Annotated in this window: 19 protein-coding genes; 7 read left to right on the forward strand and 12 right to left on the reverse strand. The window is 71.0% G+C overall.

Annotation, left to right across the window (positions count from 1 at the left end; all coding sequences use genetic code 11):
• On the reverse strand, positions 1–171 hold a 171-nt coding region (locus tag VGO10_RS21710), incomplete at its 3' end, for a prepilin-type N-terminal cleavage/methylation domain-containing protein (protein ID WP_349258908.1).
• 270 nt (positions 172–441) lie between these two features.
• Here VGO10_RS21710 and VGO10_RS01410 point away from each other — a divergent pair.
• Positions 442–2118, forward strand: a complete 1677-nt coding sequence (locus VGO10_RS01410; RefSeq protein ID WP_327464379.1) for a glycosyltransferase 87 family protein — start codon at positions 442–444, stop codon at positions 2116–2118.
• Here VGO10_RS01410 and VGO10_RS01415 read toward each other — a convergent pair.
• Positions 2115–2333 (reverse strand): hypothetical protein, encoded by a 219-nt coding sequence (locus tag VGO10_RS01415; RefSeq protein ID WP_327464381.1) that lies wholly within the window; start codon positions 2331–2333, stop codon positions 2115–2117. The two genes, VGO10_RS01410 and VGO10_RS01415, sit on opposite strands and share 4 nt — an antisense overlap.
• Before the next feature lie 131 nt (positions 2334–2464).
• On the opposite strand from VGO10_RS01415, the gene VGO10_RS01420 reads away from it, so the two are divergent.
• Genes VGO10_RS01420 through VGO10_RS01435 form a run of 4 tightly spaced genes read left to right on the forward strand, consistent with a single transcriptional unit; the run spans position 2465 to position 5955 of the window.
• Positions 2465–2890: a hypothetical protein gene (locus VGO10_RS01420; RefSeq protein ID WP_327464383.1), complete on the forward strand. Its 426-nt coding sequence runs from the start codon at positions 2465–2467 to the stop codon at positions 2888–2890.
• Positions 2887–3819: an NAD(P)-dependent oxidoreductase gene (locus VGO10_RS01425; RefSeq protein WP_327464385.1), complete on the forward strand. Its 933-nt coding sequence runs from the start codon at positions 2887–2889 to the stop codon at positions 3817–3819. Before VGO10_RS01420 ends, VGO10_RS01425 begins: the two co-directional genes overlap by 4 nt.
• Positions 3786–4739 carry a tRNA glutamyl-Q(34) synthetase GluQRS gene (gluQRS, locus tag VGO10_RS01430; protein ID WP_327464387.1) on the forward strand — a complete coding sequence of 318 codons (954 nt, stop codon included), beginning with the start codon at positions 3786–3788 and terminating at the stop codon, positions 4737–4739. The genes VGO10_RS01425 and gluQRS overlap by 34 nt, the downstream gene beginning before the upstream one ends.
• Positions 4740–4797: 58 nt before the next feature.
• Positions 4798–5955: a ribonuclease D gene (locus VGO10_RS01435; protein ID WP_327464389.1), complete on the forward strand. Its 1158-nt coding sequence runs from the start codon at positions 4798–4800 to the stop codon at positions 5953–5955.
• 16 nt (positions 5956–5971) lie between these two features.
• Here the strand turns inward: VGO10_RS01435 and VGO10_RS01440 are convergent, their stop codons facing one another.
• The 4 genes from VGO10_RS01440 to VGO10_RS01455 form a co-directional block, all read right to left on the reverse strand.
• Entirely contained in the window at positions 5972–6985 is a 1014-nt protein-coding gene (locus tag VGO10_RS01440) for a GGDEF domain-containing protein (RefSeq protein WP_327464391.1), read from the reverse strand.
• 193 nt (positions 6986–7178) lie between these two features.
• Entirely contained in the window at positions 7179–7772 is a 594-nt protein-coding gene (locus VGO10_RS01445) for a hypothetical protein (RefSeq protein WP_327464393.1), read from the reverse strand.
• A gap of 121 nt (positions 7773–7893) precedes the next feature.
• Positions 7894–9102: a type II secretion system F family protein gene (locus VGO10_RS01450; protein ID WP_327464395.1), complete on the reverse strand. Its 1209-nt coding sequence runs from the start codon at positions 9100–9102 to the stop codon at positions 7894–7896.
• A 3-nt stretch (positions 9103–9105) separates the two neighbouring features.
• Complete coding sequence (locus VGO10_RS01455) at positions 9106–10191, reverse strand: type IV pilus twitching motility protein PilT (protein ID WP_327464397.1); 1086 nt, start codon at positions 10189–10191, stop codon at positions 9106–9108.
• Between the two features lie 78 nt (positions 10192–10269).
• Between VGO10_RS01455 and VGO10_RS01460 the strand changes: the two genes are divergently transcribed.
• A complete protein-coding gene (locus VGO10_RS01460; RefSeq protein WP_327464399.1) occupies positions 10270–10779 on the forward strand; it encodes a GNAT family N-acetyltransferase in 510 nt (169 codons plus the stop codon).
• Here the strand turns inward: VGO10_RS01460 and VGO10_RS01465 are convergent.
• From VGO10_RS01465 to mnmA, 6 genes are read right to left on the reverse strand one after another with little or no spacing between them, the layout of a single operon-like run.
• Entirely contained in the window at positions 10776–12599 is a 1824-nt protein-coding gene (locus VGO10_RS01465) for a GspE/PulE family protein (protein WP_327464401.1), read from the reverse strand. The genes VGO10_RS01460 and VGO10_RS01465 overlap by 4 nt on opposite strands.
• Positions 12568–13440, reverse strand: a complete 873-nt coding sequence (aroE, locus tag VGO10_RS01470) for a shikimate dehydrogenase (protein WP_327464403.1) — start codon at positions 13438–13440, stop codon at positions 12568–12570. The genes VGO10_RS01465 and aroE overlap by 32 nt, the downstream gene beginning before the upstream one ends.
• A gap of 7 nt (positions 13441–13447) precedes the next feature.
• Positions 13448–15064 (reverse strand): endolytic transglycosylase MltG, encoded by a 1617-nt coding sequence (gene mltG / locus VGO10_RS01475; protein ID WP_327464405.1) that lies wholly within the window; start codon positions 15062–15064, stop codon positions 13448–13450.
• The gene (ruvX, locus tag VGO10_RS01480; protein WP_327464407.1) at positions 15061–15462 is read right to left on the reverse strand and encodes a Holliday junction resolvase RuvX; all 402 of its coding nucleotides are present in this window, start codon (positions 15460–15462) and stop codon (positions 15061–15063) included. The genes mltG and ruvX overlap by 4 nt, the downstream gene beginning before the upstream one ends.
• Positions 15463–15495: 33 nt before the next feature.
• Positions 15496–18099 carry an alanine--tRNA ligase gene (alaS, locus tag VGO10_RS01485; RefSeq protein WP_327464409.1) on the reverse strand — a complete coding sequence of 868 codons (2604 nt, stop codon included), beginning with the start codon at positions 18097–18099 and terminating at the stop codon, positions 15496–15498.
• Entirely contained in the window at positions 18096–19505 is a 1410-nt protein-coding gene (gene mnmA, locus VGO10_RS01490; RefSeq protein ID WP_327464411.1) for a tRNA 2-thiouridine(34) synthase MnmA, read from the reverse strand. Before mnmA ends, alaS begins: the two co-directional genes overlap by 4 nt.
• A 176-nt stretch (positions 19506–19681) precedes the next feature.
• Here mnmA and VGO10_RS01495 point away from each other — a divergent pair, with 176 nt between their 5' ends.
• On the forward strand, positions 19682–20500 hold the full coding sequence (locus VGO10_RS01495) for a hypothetical protein (RefSeq protein ID WP_327464413.1): 819 nt from the start codon (positions 19682–19684) through the stop codon (positions 20498–20500).
• Positions 20501–20524: the final 24 nt, after the last annotated feature.

The following is a 20524-nucleotide window of genomic DNA, read 5'->3' on the forward strand; positions in this document are numbered from 1 at the left end:
GATGGCGTTACGCGCGTCCGACTTGGCCGAGGAGTCCTGGGCCTTCTTCTGCTGACCGAGGAAGCTCGGCAGAGCGATCGCGGCAAGGATGCCGATGATCAGGATGACGACGAGGAGCTCGATGAGCGTAAAGCCCTCATCCTCGTTCTTGAAACGCTGAAGCAAGACGATCCCTCCTGTGAGATCTAGGTTTGGCCTTCTCGTGCGGAGGGCCGACGTCCCTGCGGTTTCCGTCCGGGGTTTAGGTCTTTGCAGCAAGCCCCGTCAGTTGCCCGGTGGTCCGTCACCGCACAGTCGGAGTGATCGGCCGGTTGCGCCTTGGCTTGCGCACGAGTGTCCGATCTCTGGACTTCTGTTCTACGGTCAACACCCCAGAGGGGCCGTCGGTCTGTGCCAGGGGCACAGGCTCAAGCTCACGCCCGGGGCGCCGATCTGCTGGGCATGCGGCGTCTTTCCCTCCTCGGCCTGCTACTCGGCCTCGTCGTCCTCGTGCTTCCCGCGGCTGCGCGCGCGGGAGAGCTCGATCACCGGTCGGTCGGCGTCCCGCTCACCCCACCGCCGAGCCTCGATGTGCCGCCTCCCGGCTTCAAGACGACGGGCCGTCAGGCCATCGCCATCGCCGACGCCCAGCCGCAGGTGCGCAAGCTGCGCGCCGCGCACCACGACGCGCGCGTCGAAGTCGCCGTCTTCGCCGGCTGGCGCTGGGAGGTCGACGTGATGGAGGGGTCGCACTCGCTGGCCGTCGTGGACATCGGCTACGACGGCCGCCTGCTGCACACGTGGACGGGCGTGGCCGCCAACTCCTACATGGCCCGCGGGCACTTCAACCCGACGTTCGACCGACCGTGGGTGTGGCTCGTGTTCGGCGTCCTGTTCCTGGTGCCGTTCGTGGATCCGCGCCGCTGGCGCCGGATGCTGCACCTCGACCTGCTCGTGCTGTCGTCCTTCGGGATCTCCTACGCGCTGTTCGAGACGGTGCGCTCCAACGCGGCGGTGCTGGCCGTCTACCCGCCGCTCGTCTACCTGCTGGTCCGCATGCTCATCGTGGGCCTGCGGCCGCGCCCGCGCCACGGCCGCCTCGTGCCACTGCTTCCGACCGTCGTCCTGGCGGTCGGCGTGATCGCGCTGTGCGGCGCGCGCGTGGCGCTCAACGTGACCAGCGATCGCGTCATGGACATCGGCTACTCGTCGGTGGTCGGCGCCGACCGGATCGCGCACAAGCAGGAGCTCTACGTCGACAACGACACCCATGGCGACACCTACGGGCCGGTCAACTACCTGGCCTACATCCCGTTCGAGCTCGCGTTCCCGTGGGTCGGCGAGGGCGCGAAGGTGCCGGCGGCGCACGCCGCGACCGTGGCCTTCGATCTGCTGACGATCGCCGCGCTGCTGCTGCTCGGCATGCGGCTGCGGGCGGGACCGGAGGGCCGGCGCCTCGGCCTGGCGCTCGCGTGGGCGTGGGCGGCGTTCCCCTTCACGCTGCTGGGCGTGATGGAGAACACCAACGACGGCCTCGTCGCGCTGCTGATCGTCGGGTCGCTGCTGGTCTTCGGCCGCCCGCTGGCGCGCGGGGCGATGCTCGGCCTGGCCGTCGCGGCGAAGTTCTCGCCTGGCGGACTGCTGTTGCTGTACCTGCGCGGCCGTGACGGCGACGGGCGCCAAAGCGCGCTCGCGGTCGCCGCGGGATGCCTCGGCGTCGCCGCGTTCTCGCTGCTCGTCTACATGCCCGCGGGCGGCCTGCACGAGCTGTGGGCGTGCACGATGGGCTACCAGTTGAGCCGTCCGCCGGATTGGTCGCTGTGGGCGATCTCCACGAACATCGGCTGGACGCAGACCGCGCTCGAGGCGTTGAGTGTCCTGCTCGCGGTCGCCGTCGCGGTGATCCCGGGGCGACGGACGATCGTCGAGGTCTCCGCGCTGGCCGCCGCCGTGCTGATCGCCCTGCAGCTGCCGGCCGGCCACTGGTTCTACTTCTACCTGATGTGGTGCACGCCGCTGATCTTCGTGGCGCTGTTCGCCGCCTACCTGCCGCCCGCGGCTGCCGCGGGCGCCGAGGACCACGAGCGCGACGGCGACGATGTCGTCGCGCTCCCGCCGCGCCTGGCGCTGGCGAGTTAGTTCGCGGCGCTGGCGCCGCTGGCCTGCTGCTCGGCGGCAGCCTTGCGGGCCGCCTGGGCGTCGTGGTCGGGAAGGAACACGCCGGTGCCTTCGCACCAGGCGCAGTCCACGTTGGACGGCGAACCGCCGAGGTTGGAGATCAGCGTGCCGGTGCCGCGGCACACAGTGCACGGCACGGGCTCAGCGGTCTCGGGGGTCTCTTCGTCAGCGCTCACGACGCCGCGAGCGTAGCGGCTTGCCGCCCCGGTGACCGGTCCGCCCGGTCCACGACCCCTGCAACCGGTCCGGTGCGATGGCGCCGTAGTGGTCCTGTCGGGCGGACCGGCGGCGCAGTAGCGTCGCGCCTATGCAGCACATCGTCCCCACCCCCGCAGCGCGTGCGACGGCCCTGCGCGCCGGCGTGTTGGCGGTCGCCGGCGTCCAGCTGGTCACCGGCCTCCTGATGGCGTTCACGCCGGGCGCCTTCTATAGCGCGATCGCCGATTTCGGCCCACGCAACGAACACGACCTGCGCGACATGGCCGCCTTCTACCTCGCGTCGGCGATCGTGCTGGCGGTCGCCGCCGGCCGCCCGTCGTGGCGCGCGCCGGCGCTGGCGCTCGTCGGCCTGCAGTTCGCGCTGCACGCCGTCAACCACCTCGTCGACGTCGGCAACGCCGACCCGTCGTGGATCGGCCCCTTCGATCTCGCCACGCTCGCGATCGGCGGGCTGCTGCTCGGCGGCCTCTATCGCGTCGCGGCCCGCGACGACGACGCGCGAGGCGTCCGATGAGGGTCTTCCTGGCGGGCGCCGCAGGCGCGGTCGGACATCCGCTGGTCGCTCGTCTTCTCGCCGAAGGCCACACGGTGGTCGGCACGACGCGCGACGAGGCCCGCGCGCGGACGCTGCGCGCCCAGGGCGCCGAGGCGGCCGTCCTCGACGCCTTCGACGCCGCGGCACTGCGTGCCGCAGTCCTGGCGGCCGAGCCCGAGGTCGTCATCCACCAGCTGACCGCGCTCCCGGCCCAAGCCGACCCCAAGCTCATGGCCGCGGCGCTGGCATTGACCAACCGCCTGCGCCGCGAGACGGTCCCGACGCTGCTGTCGGCCGCGACTGAGGCCGGCGCGCGCCGCGCGGTGGTGCAGAGCATCGCGTTCGTCACCCGTCCCGACGGCCGCCCCGTCCACGACGAAGACGCACCGCTGTACCTCGATGCGCCCGAGCAGTTCCGCGACAACGTCGCGGCCGTGCGTGACCTCGAGGCGGCGACCGCCGGCGCGGCCGGCATCGAGGGGCTCGTGCTGCGCTACGGCTTCTATTACGGGCCGGGCACGTGGTATGCCAAGGACGGCACCATGGGCGAGCTGATCCGCAAGCGGCGCTATCCGATCATCGGCAGCGGCGAAGGACGTATGTCGTTCGTCCACCTTGACGACGCCGTCACGGCCACCGTGCGCGCGCTGGACCATGGCACGCCGGGCGTCTACAACATCACCGACGACACGCCCGCCACCTCGCGTGAGTGGGTCCCCGAGGCCGCGCGGCTGCTTGGGGCCAAGGCACCACGCAAGGTGCCTGCGTGGCTGGCGCGGCGGCTGGCCGGCGACGCCCTGGTCTATTACTCCACGACGCTGCCGGGCAACGCCAACGGCCGGGCGCGCGCCGCCTTGAACTGGGCGCCGCGCCCTTGGCGCGACGGCTTCGCCGAGGTCTTCGGCTGAGCCCGACACCGAACCGGACCGGGCGCTTCGCGCCGTCGCCGACCGGGACGCTGCACCTCGGCAACCTGCGCACCGCGCTCCTGGCGTGGCTCTACGCCCGCGCCCAGGGCGCGCCGTTTCTCCTGCGCGTCGAGGATCTCGACACCGGCCGGGTGCGCCCGCACTTCGAGACCGAGCAGCTCGCCGATCTCGCGGCGATCGGGCTGGACTGGGACGGTCCGGTCGTGCGCCAGTCCGAGCGGCTGGAGCTCTTCGGTGCGGCCTTGGAGCAGCTCGCCGCCGATGGCGCGCTCTATCCGTGCTGGTGCACGCGAGCGGAGATCCGCGAGGCGGCCTCAGCACCGCACGGTCCGCTGCCCGAGGGCCACTATCCCGGCACCTGCCGGCGACTGACGACCGCGCAGCGCGCCGAGCGCGAAGCCTCCGGGCGACCGCCCGCGCTGCGCGTCGACGCCCGGGACGCACTGATCACGTTCGTCGATCGCCTGCACGGCCCACAGCAAGGCGTGGTCGACGACTTCGTCGTGCGCCGCAACGACGGAGCGTTCGCCTACAACTTGGCCGTCGTCGTCGACGACGGCGCCCAAGCCGTCGGCGAGGTTGTCCGCGGCGACGACCTGCTCGACTCCACCCCGCGTCAGCTCTGGCTCGCCGCACGTCTGGAGCTCACCGCCCCATCGTTTGCCCACGTGCCGCTCGTGCTCGGCCACGACGGCGCCCGCCTGGCCAAACGCCATGGCGCGGTCACCCTCGCCGATCGCATCGACCAGGGTGAGAGCGCCGCCGACGTGCGCGCCCACCTGGCCGCCTCGATCGGCCTGGCCGCGCCGGGCGAACGGCCCTCCCCCGCCGAGCTCGTCGCCCGCTTCGACGCCGATCGCTTCGCCGCGCCGCCGTCCGGTCCCCTGCCCGGGGTCTGACCCCTCAGGGCCCCGCCCGCGCCGCCCCACGGTGTGAATGCGGATAGCGTGCGCGCCCATGTCGTGGTCGACCGCAGACATCGCCGCACGTGCCCGAGAGACCGGGCGCCTCGGCATCGACACGGAGTTCATGGGCGAGGGCCGCTATCAGCCCCTGCTCTGCCTTGCCCAGATCGCCCTCGACGATGGCGAAGGCGGCTCCGAGGTCATCGTTCTCGACCCGCTGACCGAGGAGTACGACCCGGCGCCGCTGGCCGAGGTGCTGGCCGCCCCCGAGATCGAGATCGTCCTGCACGCCGCCCGCCAGGATGTGGCGCTGCTGCGCCGCGACTGGGGCGCCCCGGTGCGCAACGTCTTCGACACGCAGGTCGCCGCCGGCTTTGCCGGCATGCGCGCCCAGCTGGGCTACGAGCCGTTGTTGAAGGAGATGCTCGGCGTCAAGCTGCGCAAGTCCGCATCCTTCACGCGCTGGGACGACCGGCCGCTGACCGAGGAGCAGCTCGGCTACGCCCGCGAGGACGTCCTGCACCTGCTGCAGCTGGCGAGCGCGCTGCAAGACCGGCTCACCGAGCTCGACCGCCTCGAGTGGGCCCGCGAGGAGTGCCGGGCCTTCGAGGCGATCGACGACAAGCGCGATCTCGACGTCGTCTTCGGCAAGCTGCCGCGCGTCAACTCGCTCGACCCGCCCCAGCGCGCGGTCGCGCGCGAGCTGGTGCAGTGGCGCGAGGAGGCCGCACGCGAGGGCGACCGGCCGGTGTCGAGCATCCTGCACGACGCGGCGCTGATCGAGATCGCCAAGCGCCGTCCCCAAAGCGTCGACCGCCTGCGCCAGATCCGTGGCCTCAACGACGCGACGCTGCACCGTCGTGGCAAGGCGATCGTCGAGGCGGTCGCCCGCGGGCGGGAGCGCGAGCCGATCGCCGTCGAGGGCGTCCGCCCCACCCAACCCGACGCCGAGGACGCGCCGCTGATCGCCCTCGGCGAGGCGCTCGTGCGTACCAGGGCGATGGAGTCCGAGCTGGCCTATGAGTTGATCGCGGCGCGCGCGGACCTGCAGAAGATCGTCACGTCGGTCCGCGAGGGCGGCGGCGAGCCCGACGTGCGCACGCTGCAGGGCTGGCGGCGCGAGGTCGTCGGCATCGAGCTGCTGGAGCTGTTTGCCGGGCGGCGCGCGCTGCGCGTCGGCACCGACAAGCGGCTCGAGATCAGCGAGTAGCGCGGCGGCGCAGCAGCTAGGCCACGAGCGGCAGCTCGGCGGCCACCGGACGCTCATGGGTAGGTGGGTCGGTGCTGACGCGCACGCGGTTGCGGCCGTCCTGCTTTGAGCGGTAGAGCGCGAGATCGGCCTCGGCGAAGATGTCGTCGTAGGCGAACTCGCCCGGCTCCGAGGCGCTGACGCCGAAGGAGATCGTGACCATCAGCCCGGCGATCGGCTCGTTGCCGATGGCGCTGCGCAGCGTCTCGGCGACCGCGGTCGCCTGGATGCTGTCGGCACCCGGCAGGATGATGAGGAACTCCTCGCCGCCGAGGCGGTAGGCGAGGTCGTAGGCGCGCAAGGCCTTGCGCATCCGGTAGGCCACGTCCTTGAGCACGACGTCGCCGGCAGCGTGGCCATGGCCATCGTTGATGGCCTTGAAGTTGTCCAAGTCGCCGACGATCAGCGCGACCGGCTCACGCAGGATGGCGGCCTGCTGGACCAGCTCGGCGATGCGCGTCTGCAGCGCGTTGCGGTTCAACATCCCCGTCAACGGATCGATGACCGATGAGCTGCGGTGCTCGAGGTCGGACTTCATCAACGCCGAGGAGAGCAGCGCGACGGCGCCGATCAGGGCTATCGGCGCGATGATCGACTGTGGGTGGTCGATGATGTAGGGCGTATCGACCCCGAAGGTCGTCGCCAGCAGCAAGAGCGTGACGACCCCGACGCCGACGGCGACCGCGCGGCTGTTGAAGCGGGCCGGCAGCGTGACGAGCGGGATGACCAGCCAGGCCACGGCCGGGCTGCGCGGGCCGCCGGTCAGGGCGATGCTGCCAGCGATGGCGAGCTCTGAGATCAGCCACGCCGCGGCGATCGTGAACTCGGGTCGCGCCGCGGTGGCCAACGAGCGATCGACGATCAAGAAGCCCACCACGGCGACGGCGAGCGGCAGCAGCTCCCACCAGCCGACCCAATGGCCGCAGAGCAGCAGCGCGATCGCGAGCACGATGAACGACGCCCGGCGAAACGGCCTCAGCCGCTCCTCCATGTCAACAGCACGGACACGATCCGCGGGCTCCGGGCAGAGCCAGGACCTCGGGGCAACGCTGATGTCTGCGTGCTGCTGCTCCACAACACGATGGTCGGCCGCCTTGTCAAGCAACCTGAGGTCCGGCAATCCTTCTTGCACAGGTTTTCGAGCGCCGCGAGGACCGAACGTGCACCAATTGCGCAGCGGCGCGCTATTCGCAGACGGGCATGCAATCGGTCAGCCGGCCCGCGTCCGGCGCCGCGACCGCGCTGCGGGCCTGGAAGCGGAAGGAGCGGAAGATCGCGCCGACGCCGCGCTGGTCAAACGGCTCACGCGCGACCAGGATCGAGAGGCGGTGGCCGCTGATGCCGACCGTCGCCTTGATCTTGTGGAAGTGCTGGCCGGTGCCGGTGCTGTCGAGCAGGACCTCGGGCGCTTGGCCGGCCAGGACGCTGGCCTCCAGTTGGACCACGGGCGCGTCGGCAGCCTGCGGGCGCATCGTCAGCACGAACGCGACGTAGGGCCGGATCGGCGCGTCGGCGGTGAACTCCGCGCACAGCTGCGTCGGGCTCTTGGCCACGCGCAGATGCAGCAGGTCGCCCTTGGGCTCGGCGCTGGCCTTGACGCCCTTGCTCGTGCGCTGGTCGCCGGCCGGATCGTCGGTCACGACCGGCCGCCCGACCTTCGCGCAATCGGTGAAGGCGCCGAAGTTCAGCGTGTCGTCGGTCTGACCACACGCCGACAGCGCGAAGACCGCCCCGAGAGTCGCGGCACTGCCCGCGAGAATGCCGATCGGCCGACGCACGCCCGGCAGTCTCGCAAGATGGCGCCGGATCGGGGTTGCCACAACGACGACGGGCGCCCTCCCAGGCGCCCGTCGTCGTTGCTGTTGGCGCGCAGCGCGCGCCTCCCTGCCCGTAAGGGCGTTACTTGATCGCGTCGTAGACCTTGAAGAGCGGCATGTACATGGAGATGACGATGAAGCCCACCATGCCGCCGACCAGGACGATCATCACCGGCTCGAGGATGGAGGCCAGCTGCTTGACGGCGGCGCCAACCTGGTCCTCGTAGAAGTCCGCGATCTTGGACAACATGGTGTCCATCGCGCCGGTTTCCTCGCCGACGCCGATCATGTGCGACACCATGCCGGGGAAGACCGGGGCGTTCTTGAGCGGCTCGGCGATCGTGCCGCCCTGGCGGACGCTGTCGATGACGTCGGCCATCGCCTTCTCGACGCACCAGTTGCCCGCGGTCTGGCCCGTGATCTCCAGGGCCGACATGAGCGGCACGCCGGCGCTGACGAGCGCCGACAGCGTGCGCGACCAACGGGCGAGCGCGATCTTCTGCACGATGTCGCCGATCTTCATCGGGATGCGCAGCTTGAAGGTGTCCCACAGCTTGCGGCCGCCGTCGGTGGCCTTCCACTTCTTGAAGCCCCAACTCGCGGCGAAGCCGCCGATGATGAAGGCGTACCAGTAGCCGGTGATCGCGTTGGAGAGCCCGACGGTGAACTTGGTGATGGTCGGGAGGTCGCCGCCGAACTGCTTGAACGTGCCGACGAAGACCGGCACGAGGAAGACGACGAGCGCGATCAGCACGCTGAACGCGAAGACCATGACGACCATCGGGTAGGCCATCGCGGCCTTGACTTGACGGCGCAGCGAGTCGGCAGCCTCGAGCTGGTCGGCGACGCGCATCAGCGCGGAGTCCAGGACGCCGCCGGTCTCACCGGCGCGGGTCATGGCGACGAACAGCTGGTTGAAGACCTTGGGGTGGCGCTCCAGCGCGTCAGACAGCGGCAGGCCGGCCTCGACGTCCTTGCGGACGAGCGAGATCGCCTCGACCAACTTGTCGTTCTCGGTCTGCGCCTCGAGCACGTAGAGCGCCCGCAGGATCGTCATGCCGCTGTTGACCATGGTCGCCAGCTGGCGGGTCATGATCGTCAGGTCGGCGGGCTTGATCCGGTTGAAGAACGGGATCGCCAGCTCTTTGGAGGCGTGCTTGTCGGCGATGTCGAGGACGATCAGCCCGCGCTGCTTGAGCTGGTCGGAGACGACCTGCTTGCTCTCGGCCTCCACCTCTCCGGACGCCTTCGCGCCCGTGAGGTCCATCGCCTTGAAGACGTAGGTGGACATGGCCTATGCCGCCTGCAATCCGCCGAGGCCGCTGGAGAGCCGCTTGAGCTCCTCCGGCGTGGAGGACCGCTGCTCGGCCTGGCGCTGGGTGATGCGCCCGGCGCGGACGAGCGCGGCGAGCGCGGTGTCCAGGGTCTGCATGCCGACGCCGCCGCCGGTCTGCATCGCCGAGAGGATCTGGTGGGTCTTGCCCTCGCGGATCAGGTTGCGGACCGCGGGGGTCGGCACCAGCGTCTCGCAGGCCACGACGCGCGAGGCGCCGTCGGCCGACGGGATCAGCGTCTGGGTCATGACGCCCTGCAGGGCGACCGACAGCTGCGTGCGGACCTGATCCTGCTGGTGGCTGGGGAAGACGTCGATGATGCGGTCGACCGTCTGCGGCGCGCTCTGGGTATGCAGCGTTGCGAAGACGAGGTGGCCGGTCTCCGCCGCGGTCAGCGCGGTGGAGATCGTCTCCAGGTCCCTCATCTCGCCGACGAGGATGACGTCGGGGTCCTGGCGCAGCGCGCCCTTGAGCGCAAGCCCGAAGCCCTGCGCGTCGGAGCCCAGCTCACGCTGGTTGACCATGCACTTCTTGTGGGAGTGCAGGAACTCGATCGGGTCCTCGATCGTGAGGATGTGCTCCTCGCGGGTCTCGTTGATCTCGTCGATCATCGCGGCCAGCGAGGTGGACTTGCCCGAGCCCGTCGGGCCGGTGACGAGCACCAGGCCGCGCGGCTTCTTGCAGTAGTCATGGACGACGGGCGGCAGGCCGAGGTCGTCGATCTTGGTGATGACCGACGGGATCAGGCGGAACGCCGCGGCCATCGCCGAACGCTGCATGTAGGCGTTGACGCGGAAGCGAGCCGTGCCGGGGATCGCGTAGGCGAAGTCGAGCTGCCAATCGGTCTCAAGCCGCTGGCGCTGATCGTTGCTGAGGATCCCGTAGATGATCTCGCGGGTGTCCGTCGGGTCGAGGACCGGATAGTCCTCCAGCGACGTCAGGCGACCACGGACGCGGATCATGGGATGTGATCCCGCCGTGATGTGCAAGTCGGAGGCACGACGCTCGAGGACGTCGAGGAGGAGCTGGGCGAAATCGATCCGCATCGCCACGATGGTCGACGCATGGACCACTGTTCTTGAGCCGCGCCGGCCGGAATGGACGGGCGCAGTACCGTCGGCGGCGTGCCGGCAGACCAAACGGAGGTGACCCTGCGTGCGCCTGGTCCGGGCGACCTGGGCTGGATCGTCGCCCGTCATGGTGTCCTCTATGCCGAGGAGTTCGGATGGGGTGCTGGCTTCGAGGCGCTCGTCGCCCGGGTGATCGCCGACTTCGCGGCGGGGAGCACCGCGAGCGCGCAGACGCCCGAGCGCGCGTGGGTCGCCGAGGTCGAGGGCGCCGCGGCGGGCTGCGTGCTCTGCGTGCGCGGCGATGAGCCGGGCGACGCGAAGCTGCGCCTGCTGCTCGTCGAGCCGTTCGCGCGCAGCCTCGGGGTGGGCGGCAGGTTGATCGACGCCTGCATCGCCTTTGCCCGCGACGCCGGCTACAACCGCCTGACGCTGTGGACCAACGCGCCGCTGGTCGGCGCGCGCCGGCTTTATGACCGCCGCGGCTTCACGCTCCTCGACGAGGAGCCCCACAGCGATTGGGGCATCCCGACCGTGGGCCAGGTGCTCGCGCTGCCGCTGCGCTAGCCCGTGCCCGTAACGCGCGAGACCTCGGCGATCGAGGTCCGGCCCTGGCGGACCTTCTCCAGCCCGTCGTCGCGCAGGCGGCGCATGCCGTCGCGCATCGCGACCTCCGCGATGCGGTCGGCCGGCGCGCGCTCGATCGCCAGGCGGCGGATCTCGTCGGTGATCGTCATGACCTCGTAGAGGCCGATCCGCCCCTTGTAGCCCGAGCCGCCACAGCGCGAGCAGCCCTTGGGGTCGTAGGCCTCGATGTCGACGTGCGAGCGGAAGCCGTGGTCGAGCAGCACGGCCGAGGAGATGATCGTGCGCTGCTTGCAGTGCGAGCAGAGCGTGCGGCACAGCCGCTGGGCGATCACGCAGTCCACCGCCGAGGCCACCAGGAACGGCTCGATGCCCATCTCGACCAGGCGCGTGATCGACGTCGGCGCGTCGTTGGTGTGCAGCGTGGAGAGCACGAGGTGGCCGGTCAGCGCGGCCTCGATCGCGATCTTCGCCGTCTCGGCGTCGCGGATCTCGCCGACCATGATGATGTCGGGGTCGGCGCGCATCATCGCGCGCAGGCCGTTGGCGAAGGTCAGGCCGGCCTTCTTGTTGACCTGGACCTGGGTCACCCCCTCGAGCTGGTACTCGACCGGATCCTCGATCGTGATGATGTTCTTCTCGGGCGTGTTGAGCTCGCCCACCGCCGCATACAAGGACGTGGACTTGCCCGAGCCCGTCGGGCCGGTGACGAGCACGGCACCGTAGGCCTGGTGAAACGCCTTCTGAAAGCGCGCGGCGTCGCTCTCCCCCATGCCGAGCTTCTCGAAGTCGAACTGGACGTTGGACTTGTCCAGGATGCGGATGACGATGTTCTCGCCGTGGACCGACGGCAGCGTCACCACGCGCAGGTCGATGTGGCGGCCGTCGAGGCTGAGGCCGACGCGGCCGTCTTGGGGCAGGCGACGCTCGGCGATGTCCAGGTCGCTCATGATCTTCAGGCGCGAGACGACGCCCGAGACCATGCGTCGCGGCACGGTCATCGTCTCGACCAGCACGCCGTCGATGCGGAAGCGCACGCGCATCGAGCCGTCCTCGGGCTCGAAGTGGATGTCTGAGCTGCCCTGCTCGGCGGCCTGGGCGACGATCTGGTTGACGAGCTTGATGACCGGCGCGTCATCGGCCGACTCGCGCAGGTCGACGATCTCGCCGATGCCGTCTTCGTCGCTGCTGAGATCGATCTCGGCCGTGGCCGCGACATGCTCCAGGCGCGACTGGCGCGAGATCAGCGTCGCGATGTCTTCGCGCGAGGCGACCGCGACGCGGACCTCGTAGCCGGTCATCAACGCGATGTCGTCGACGGCCAGGACGTTGGCCGGGTCGGCCATCGCGATCAGCAGGCCGCGCTCGCCGGCGAAGGAGACCGGCACGGCCTCGTAGCGCTTGGCCGCCTGCGGGGCGATCAGGTTGGCCGCCGACATGTCGATGTGGAAGACCGACAGGTCGAGGTGGTCGAGGCCGTGGCGCTCGGCGACCGCGCGGGCGTGGTTCTCCATCGACAGCGCGCCCTGGTCGAGCAGGACGGCCTCGGGCGTGGTGCCGGTGGCGCGCGCCGCCTCGACGGCCTGCTCGACGCGCGGGCGGTCGACGAAGCCGAGCTCGACGATGACGTCGGTCAGGAAGCGGGCGCTGCCGCCGCCGGTGCGGCGGGGCGGCGTGATGCCGTTCCAGTCCGCTGGACGTTCGTTGGACGGGGCGGGTACCGCGGACGCTGCGACCGACGGTGGCGCGACGGTGGCGCCGGCAACGACATCATCGACCGGGGCGCCGGGGATCGGCGGCACGGCGGTCAGGTGAGTCGCTGGTTCCGGGGTCATGGGAGTCGGGGAACGCTCCGCGAGCGCTGTCTCGCATCACGTCAATGGGCGCTTGGAGGCCGGTCCAGGCCTGAAAGCTCAACGCACCCTGGCGGACGAGGACCTCGAGGCCACCGACCACCGCGCATCCTGCACTGCTCGCTGTCGCGATCAGCTCGGTGCCGCCGGCCCGGTAGACCAGGTCCGCCACGGTTGCATATGTGCCCAGCGCATCGGCGTCGATCGGCAGATCCTTGAAGTTCCCGTCCGCCAGCCCGACACTCGTGCAGTTGACCAACAGGTCGGCGGTGATCGGCCGAGTAACGGCGTCAACGCCGAGGTCGGAGGCCAGCGCGACAGCGCGGTCTGATGATCGGTTCCAGACCGCGACGCGAGCCGCGCCCGCCTCGCGCAGCGCGTAGGCGACCGCGCGCGCTGAGCCGCCGGCGCCGAGGACCAGCGCGGTCTGGCCGGCCGGCGCTCGGTCGATCGCCGCGAGCGCCGTCAGGATCCCTGGCGCGTCGGTGTTGGCGGCGGAGATGGCACCGTCGACCCCGAAGCTCAGCGTGTTGGCCGCGCCGATCGCGCGGGCGGCGTCGGTGGCCTCGTCGGCCAGCGCGAGCGCCGCCTCCTTGTGCGGGATCGTGACGTTGGCGCCGACGAAGCCCGCGGCAGGGAGCCCGCGCACGGTCTCCTCGAAGACCTCGGGAGGGACCGGCAGCCGCTGGTAGTGCCAGTCCTTGAGGCCGAGCTGGGCCAGCGCGGCGTTGTGCATCTGCGGCGAGCGGCTGTGGGAGACCGGCCAGCCCAGGACCCCGAGGCGCTTCATGAGACCACTAGCAGTGCGACGGGTCCTTGCCGCCGAGCTGCGCGCGCTTGCGGTTGTAGGCCTGCACGTCCTTGGTGAACTGGGCGTCGGTCGACGAGAAGGCGTGCGCGCCATTGCCGCAGGGCTTGACGACGTAGAACAGGTAATTGACCTTGGCCGGGTTCAGCGCCGCCTGGATCGAGGCGAGCCCGGGGCTGCCGATCGGCGTCGGCGGCAGGCCCTGGCGCGTCCGCGTGTTGAAGACCGAGTCCTGCTGCAACTCGGACTGCCTGAGCGGCCGCGACCAGTTGTTGAGGTGGTAGCGCAGCGTCGCGTCGATGCCGAGCGGGATGTGCTGCTTCAGGCGGTTGTAGATGACGGCCGAGATCAGCCGGCGGTCCTTGGCGATCTGCGCCTCGCGCTCGATCATCGAGGCGATGATCAGCACGTCGTAGTCGCTGAGGTTCTTGCGGTGGGCGGCCTTGCGATCGAGCGGATCGAAGGTGCGCTTGAAGGTCGCCAGCTGCTGGGCGGTGAGGTCGCGGGCGGTGGACTTGCGCTTGAGCTCATACGTCGCCGGAAAGAGGAAGCCCTCCAGCGTGCGGGTGCCGCGCGGCACGCCGTAGCTCTTGAAGCCCTTGACCTCGCGCGGGTTGCGGTGCGCGGCCTTTAGGTAGCTGCCGCTCAGCGCGGTCTGACGGACGATTGCCGCGGTCTCGGCGATCGAGCGGCCCTCGGGGATCGTGACCTTGACCGTCGGCGCCGCCGCCGGGTTCTGCGTCAGCGCGTCCAGCGCGGCGCCGTAGCTCATGTCGCGCTGCAGCGTGAAGCGCCCGGCCTTCAAGTCACCGCGCTTGCCCGAGATGCGCGAGCGGATGTTGAAGTAGAACGCCGAGTCGATGACGCCCTGGTCGGCAAGCTCGTCGGCGATCTCCCCGGCGGTGGCGCCGGGCGCGATCACGACGGCGATCGGGCGCTTGGCATCGCCGTCACCGTGGCCGGGCTGCCAGATGCGGTAGGCAAACCACCCTGCCACGACGACAAGGAGCAGCAAGAGCAGCGGGATCAGGCGGCGAGCGCCGCGCCGCGAGCGCGGGAGGCCGCGCTGGCGCGGGACCTTGGCGGGACGGTCACGACGGCGCGTGCGCCGGCCGGCCGGCCCACGGACGGGTCCGGGCGGCGTGGGTCGGGGGCCGCCGACCTGGGGCAGGTCGCCGACCGAGGGCGCGGTGACGCGCTTGACGCCCGCAGGCGCCTCGACCTTTGGATGCAGCTCGGTCTCGTGATCGTGCTCGAACGGTTCGGGCGGGACGGTGACCGGTTCGGGCTTGGGCTCCCATGCCGGCTCGGCGACGGGCTCGAACGCAGCCTCGTAGGCCGGCTCGGCCGGCAGCTCGGAGACCGGCTCTGGTGCAGGCTCGTAGGCGACGGGCTCTGGCTCGTAGACCTCGGGTTCCGGCTCGAACGCGACGGGTTCCGGCTCGACCGCGGCCGGCTCAGACTCGGGGACCGGTGGCGGCGTGCGCCCCTCGCGTTCTGCGCGCCGGCGCTCGCGCTCCAGCCGCGCCACCTCGCGCTCGGCGGCGCTGCGCGCGCGCTCGGCAGCGCCCCCATCGTCCTTCTTGCCTCCGAACAGCGGCGTCACGTCAGCTCTCCTCCGTGCAGCGCCAGCCAGTCCTCGAGCAGCACGGCGGCCGCGCGCGAGTCCTCGCTGGTGCGTGTGTCGCCGGACTTCGCCGCGATCGCGGTGGTGAAGCGCTCGTCGTAGAGCTCGACCGGAATCGGCTTGACGCGCTCGCGCAGGCGGTCGGCCCACTCGCGCGTCTCGCGCGTCTGGTCGGTGTCACGGCCCGACAGGCCGAGCGGCAGACCGACGACGATCCGCGCCACCTCACGCTCGCGAGCGAGATCGGCGACGCGGACCAGGCCCTTGCGGGTCCCCGGTCGCTCGATGTGGTCGATGGGCGTCGCCAGCGTCCCCGTAGGGTCGCTCACGGCAACGCCGCACCGGGCCGAGCCGTAGTCCAGCGCCAGCACGCGCATGAGGCTAGAGAATCAGCAACTGCGGACGGTGTCTCACGAAGCCAACGCGTTTTCGATGTGCGCGCGGGCCGCCGCGAGGGCATCGTCGAGCTTCTCGGGATCGCGCCCGCCGGCCTGGGCCATCGTGTCGCGCCCTCCGCCCCCACCTCCGACGACCTGCGCGGCGACCTTGACGAGCTCGCCCGCCTTGATCCCGCGCGCCACGAGCGACGGCGCGACCGAGGCGATCAGCGCGACCTTGCCATCGGTGACGGCGCCGAGGACGATCGCCGCGTCGCCGAGCACGTTCTTGATGCGGTCGGTGGCGTCGAGCAGTGCCTTGGCGTCGGGCACCGCGACCGTCGTGGTCAACACGCGAACGCCCGACAGCTCGTCGGCCTGTCCCGCCAGTGCGTCGACGTCGACAGCGCCATTGGATCCGAACGAGTGCGCCTTCGCCGCGGCCTTGAGCTGCGCCTGGAGGTCGGCGACCTTGGCCGGCACCTGCTCGGGCGACGTGCGCAGCTCGCCCGCCGCCTCGCGGATCAGCGCGTCGTGGGAGCGCAGCAGCGTCACGGCCTCCGGGCCGGTGACCGCCTCGATCCGGCGCACGTTGGACGCGCTCGAGCCCTCGCTGACAATCCGAAAGACGCCGATCTCGGCCGTCGCGCGCACGTGGGTGCCGCCGCAAAGCTCGCGGGAGTACTCGCCGCCGCCGATCTGCACCATCCGCACGACGTCGCCGTACTTCTCGCCGAAGAGCGCCATCGCCCCGAGCTCCTGGGCCTCCTTGAGCGTCGTGGTGATCGGGCGCACGGGGTCGTTGGCCAGGATCCAGCCGTTGACGCGGTCCTCGACCTGGGTGACTTCCTCGGACGAGAGCCGCGTGCCGTGGGTGAAGTCGAAGCGCAGCTTGTCGGGCCCGACGTAGGAGCCGGCCTGGCGGACGTGCGTGCCGAGCGCCTCGCGCAGCGCGGCGTGCAGCAGGTGGGTGGCGGTGTGGTTGGCTTGCGTGGCCTGGCGCGCAGCGCGGTCGACGCGCGCGACGACCTTCTCGCCCGCCTTCAGCGAGGGGTGAGTGGGACCGTCTCCCTCCAGCACAACCGCTTGGTCCTCGCCGGAGCGCAGCACCTCGTTGACGGTCGCGCGGAACGCGCCGTCCTCGGTCTCGACAACTCCCGTATCGGAAACCTGCCCGCCGCCTTGGGCGTAGAACGGCGAGCTGCCCAGCTTCACGAAGATGCGCCCGCCCTGCTCCAGGACACCGGCGACCGTCGTGCGCTCCTCCAGATGCTCGTAGCCGGTGAACTCCGTGGGCTCCTCGGAGAGCTGGCGGATGACCTCCTGCTTGGCCCCGACGCGCTCCTGGGTGCCCGCGCCTGCCGAGGAGCGCAGGCGCTGCTCCTCCATGCGCGTGTCAAAGTCGGCGATGTCGACCGGGACCTCGCGCTCACCCGCGATCTCGACCGTGAGGTCGATCGGGAAGCCGAAGGTGTCATGGAGCTTGAAGGCATCCTCGCCGCTGACCGCACCGCGCGCGAGCAGTTCGTCGAGCATCGCCAGACCGGTCTCCAGCGTGCGGCCGAAGCCCTGCTCCTCGGCCGTGACCCAGCGCAGGATCGCGTCGCGCTCGCGCGCCAGCTCCGGGTAGGCGGCGCCCATCGTCGCCATCACGACGTCGACGTACTTGGGGAGGAACTCGCCCTCGAAGCCAAGGCGATGGCCTTGGGCGATCGCGCGGCGCATCAGCCGGCGCAGCACGTAGCCGCGGTCCTCGTTGGAGGGCACAACGCCGTCCGCGATCATGAAGGTCATGCCGCGCGAGTGGTCGGCGAGGATGCGCAGCGCGCGCTCGTCGATCTCGTTCCTAGCCAGCGACCTGCCCAGCTCCATCAACGGCACGAACTGGTCGGTGTCGAAGATCGAGTCGACGCCCTGCTGGATCAAGGCCATGCGGTTGAGGCCCAGGCCGGTGTCGATGTTCTGGTTGGGCAGCGGCGTCAGGGTCCCGACCGGATCCTGGTTGTACTGCATGAAGACCAGGTTCCAGTACTCGAGGAAGCGCTCGTTCTCGCCGCCGGGCAGGTCGTCCTCGGTGCCCCACTCCAAGCCGCGGTCGTAGTAGAGCTCCGAGCACGGCCCGCAGGGCCCGGTCTCCCCCGCCTGCCAGAAGTTCTCCGAGCGCGGGCACAGGACGATGCGCTCACGCGGGACGCCGATCTTCTCCCAGACCGCGATCGCCTCCTCGTCGGGGCCGAGGCCGAGCTCCTCATCGCCCTCGAAGACCGTCACCCAGATGCGCTTAGGGTCAAAGCCGAAGCCGTTGAGCGACAACTCCCACGCGAACTCTGCGGCGCCCTCTTTGAAGTAATCGCCGAGCGAGAAGTTGCCGAGCATCTCGAAGAACGTGAGGTGGCGGGTCGTCGTGCCGACAACGTCGATGTCCGGCGTGCGAAAGCACTTCTGGCAGCTGGTCAGACGATGGTGCGGCGGTGCCTCGAGGCCCTGGAAGTACGGCTTGAGCGGGTGCATGCCCGCGGTGGTCAGCAGGACCGACGGATCGTAGGAGGCAGGCACCAGCGACGCGCTCTGAAGGCGCTTGTGGTCGCGCTGCTCGAAGTACGACAGGAAGGACTCGCGGATCTCGTCGGACGTCACGCTGCGATCGTCGCACATCCGATGACGACATCCCCCGCCAGCAGCACGGCCGTCTGGCCCGGTGCGGGGGCCGAGAACGGCTCCGACAACAGCACGGTGCCATCGTCCTGCAGACGGCAGGGCAGGATCTTCGCGTGGTAGCGCAAACGGACGCCGTCGACCTCCGTCGCGTCGCGATGCAGCCGCACGCCGCGCAGCGCGACGCGGTCGACGTCGAGCGCCGTCCGCGGGCCGACGGTCACGGTGTTGAAGCGCGCATCGGTCGCCAGCACGTAGAGCGGCTCGGCGGCCGCGACCTCCAGGCCGCGGCGCTGGCCCACGGTGTAGTGGAAGTGGCCGCGATGGCGCCCGAGCTCGTGGCCCGCGCGGTCGACGATCGCGCCGGGACGCTCACGCAGGCCACCGTGGCGGGCCAGAAAGCGCTCGCGGCCGGTGCCGGCCAGGAAGCAGAGGTCCTGAGAATCGGGCTTGCTGGCCACCGGCAGGTCGTGCTCGCGCGCGAGCGCGCGAACCTCGGGCTTGGTCAGCTCCCCGAGCGGGAAGCGCAGCCGCTGCAGCGTCGCGCGGCTCAGCGCGGCCAACATGTAGGTCTGGTCCTTGGCGTCATCGGCGGCGGCGCGCAGCAGGCCGTCGGGCGCGCGGCGCGCGTAGTGGCCGGTGGCCAGCGTGGCGGCGCCGAGGCGATCGGCGAAGTCGACCATCGCGTCGAGGCGGACCTCGCCGTTGCAGCGCACGCATGGGTTGGGCGTCAGACCCTCAGCATGCTCGGCCAGCCACGGGTCGACGACGCCGGCGCGAAAGCCGGCGCGCAGATCCAGCGTGAAATGCGCCAAGCCCATGCGATGGGCGATCGCCCGCGCCGAGCGCACGGCGCTGGCCGAGCAGCACGAGGCCTCGGCGTCGTTCTCGGGGTCACGCCAGAGCTCGAGCGTGACGGCGACGACCTCCTCGTGGGTGGCGGCGAGCAGGACGGCGGCGACCGTGCTGTCGACGCCGCCGGACATCGCGATCAGCGTGCGACCGGCCGACGGCGTCGCGGCAGCCTCCTGGGCGACCGCGGCGCCGAGCGCCTGGTGCAGCGCGTCGGCGGCGAGGTCGGCCGCATGGAGCTTGCCGACGCTGAGGCCGCCCAGCTCCTGCGCGATCGCCGCCGTCCCCACGCGCGCGGCGTCGAAGATCGAGGCGTCGCGGACCAGTTCGACCGCGGCGCTGCCGGCAGCCAGCGCCGCACCGCAGCCCGAGGCCTCAAAGCCCGCGTCGGTCACGCGCTCGCCCGAGACCGTCAGGCGGATCGTGACGAGATCGCCACAGGCGGCCCCGCCGGCCACGCCCGCATAGGAGCCTGCGGGCGTGTGGCCGCGACCGATTGGGTGGCTCAGGTGCTCTGCGAAGCGCTCATCGGGCACGTCGGGGTTGAGTCTATGGCGAAGGCTCGCCCAGAGGGCTCGCTTCGCGGCGGGTGTTCGCCCAGGGGGCGAAACCCGCGGGAGCGCAACCCGCGGGGCGTCCAATTGGTGTGGACCGGCTCAACTTCGGGTGGGGTGCGGTCGACAACGCGGGTGTGGACCAGGTCAGTCGCCCCATGCAGATCGCCCTCGTGGCCGTTGTGCTGCTCGCCGGCATGTGGTTCACGGTGCTCAGGCCAAAGCCCGCCGCCGATACGGCCGCGCCGACGCCCGCCGCCGTGACCCCGGCCAAGTCGGAGCCCGTGGCGCCTGGCGTCAAGGGCCTCACGAGCGCCATCGACAAGGCCAAGGGCGCGTCAGCCACCTCTGACGCGACCAACGCGAAGATCCAGCAGGCCACCGGGGGCGCCCCGACGATCACCGGGACGCCTGCCGCCAAGCCCGCCGCCGCAGCGCCTGCCGCTGCCAAGCCCACGGCTGCCGCCAAGCCCGCGGTCGCCAAGGCGACGCCGGCCGCGAGCAAGGGCGTCAAGAGCACGACGCCGGCCAAGGCCAAGACGGTCGCCGCCGTCAAGACCGGCACCAAGGTCGCCGCGCCCGCCGCGGTCAACGCGAAGCCCGCCGCCAACAAGGCCGCCGACGTCGACCCGTCCGACCGTCTGCTCAAGTACCTCACCAAGGGCAAGACGCTCGTCATCCTCTTCCACGGCGCCGGCGCGGATGACCGCGCGGCCCGCAAGGCCGTCCACCGCGCTGCGGCGGCCGACCCCAAGCACATCGTCTCGGCCTACATCCCGATCGGGGACGTCGGCAAGTACGAGGCGATCACCACCGACGTGCAGATCCTCTCGGCCCCGTCGATCCTCGTGATCGGCACCAACGGCAAGGCGACGCTGCTCACCGGCTACGTCGACGCCGCCGTCGTCCGCCAGACCGTCGGCGACGCGCGCCGCGAGTCCGCGGCCGACGCGAAGTCCGCCAAGACCACCAAGTAGCTCGCCCCGCGGCGCGGCCTACGG

Origin of the sequence: Baekduia sp., assembly GCF_035996765.1 — a bacterium.
In the GTDB taxonomy this organism is placed as follows: Bacteria; Actinomycetota; Thermoleophilia; order Solirubrobacterales; family Solirubrobacteraceae; genus Baekduia.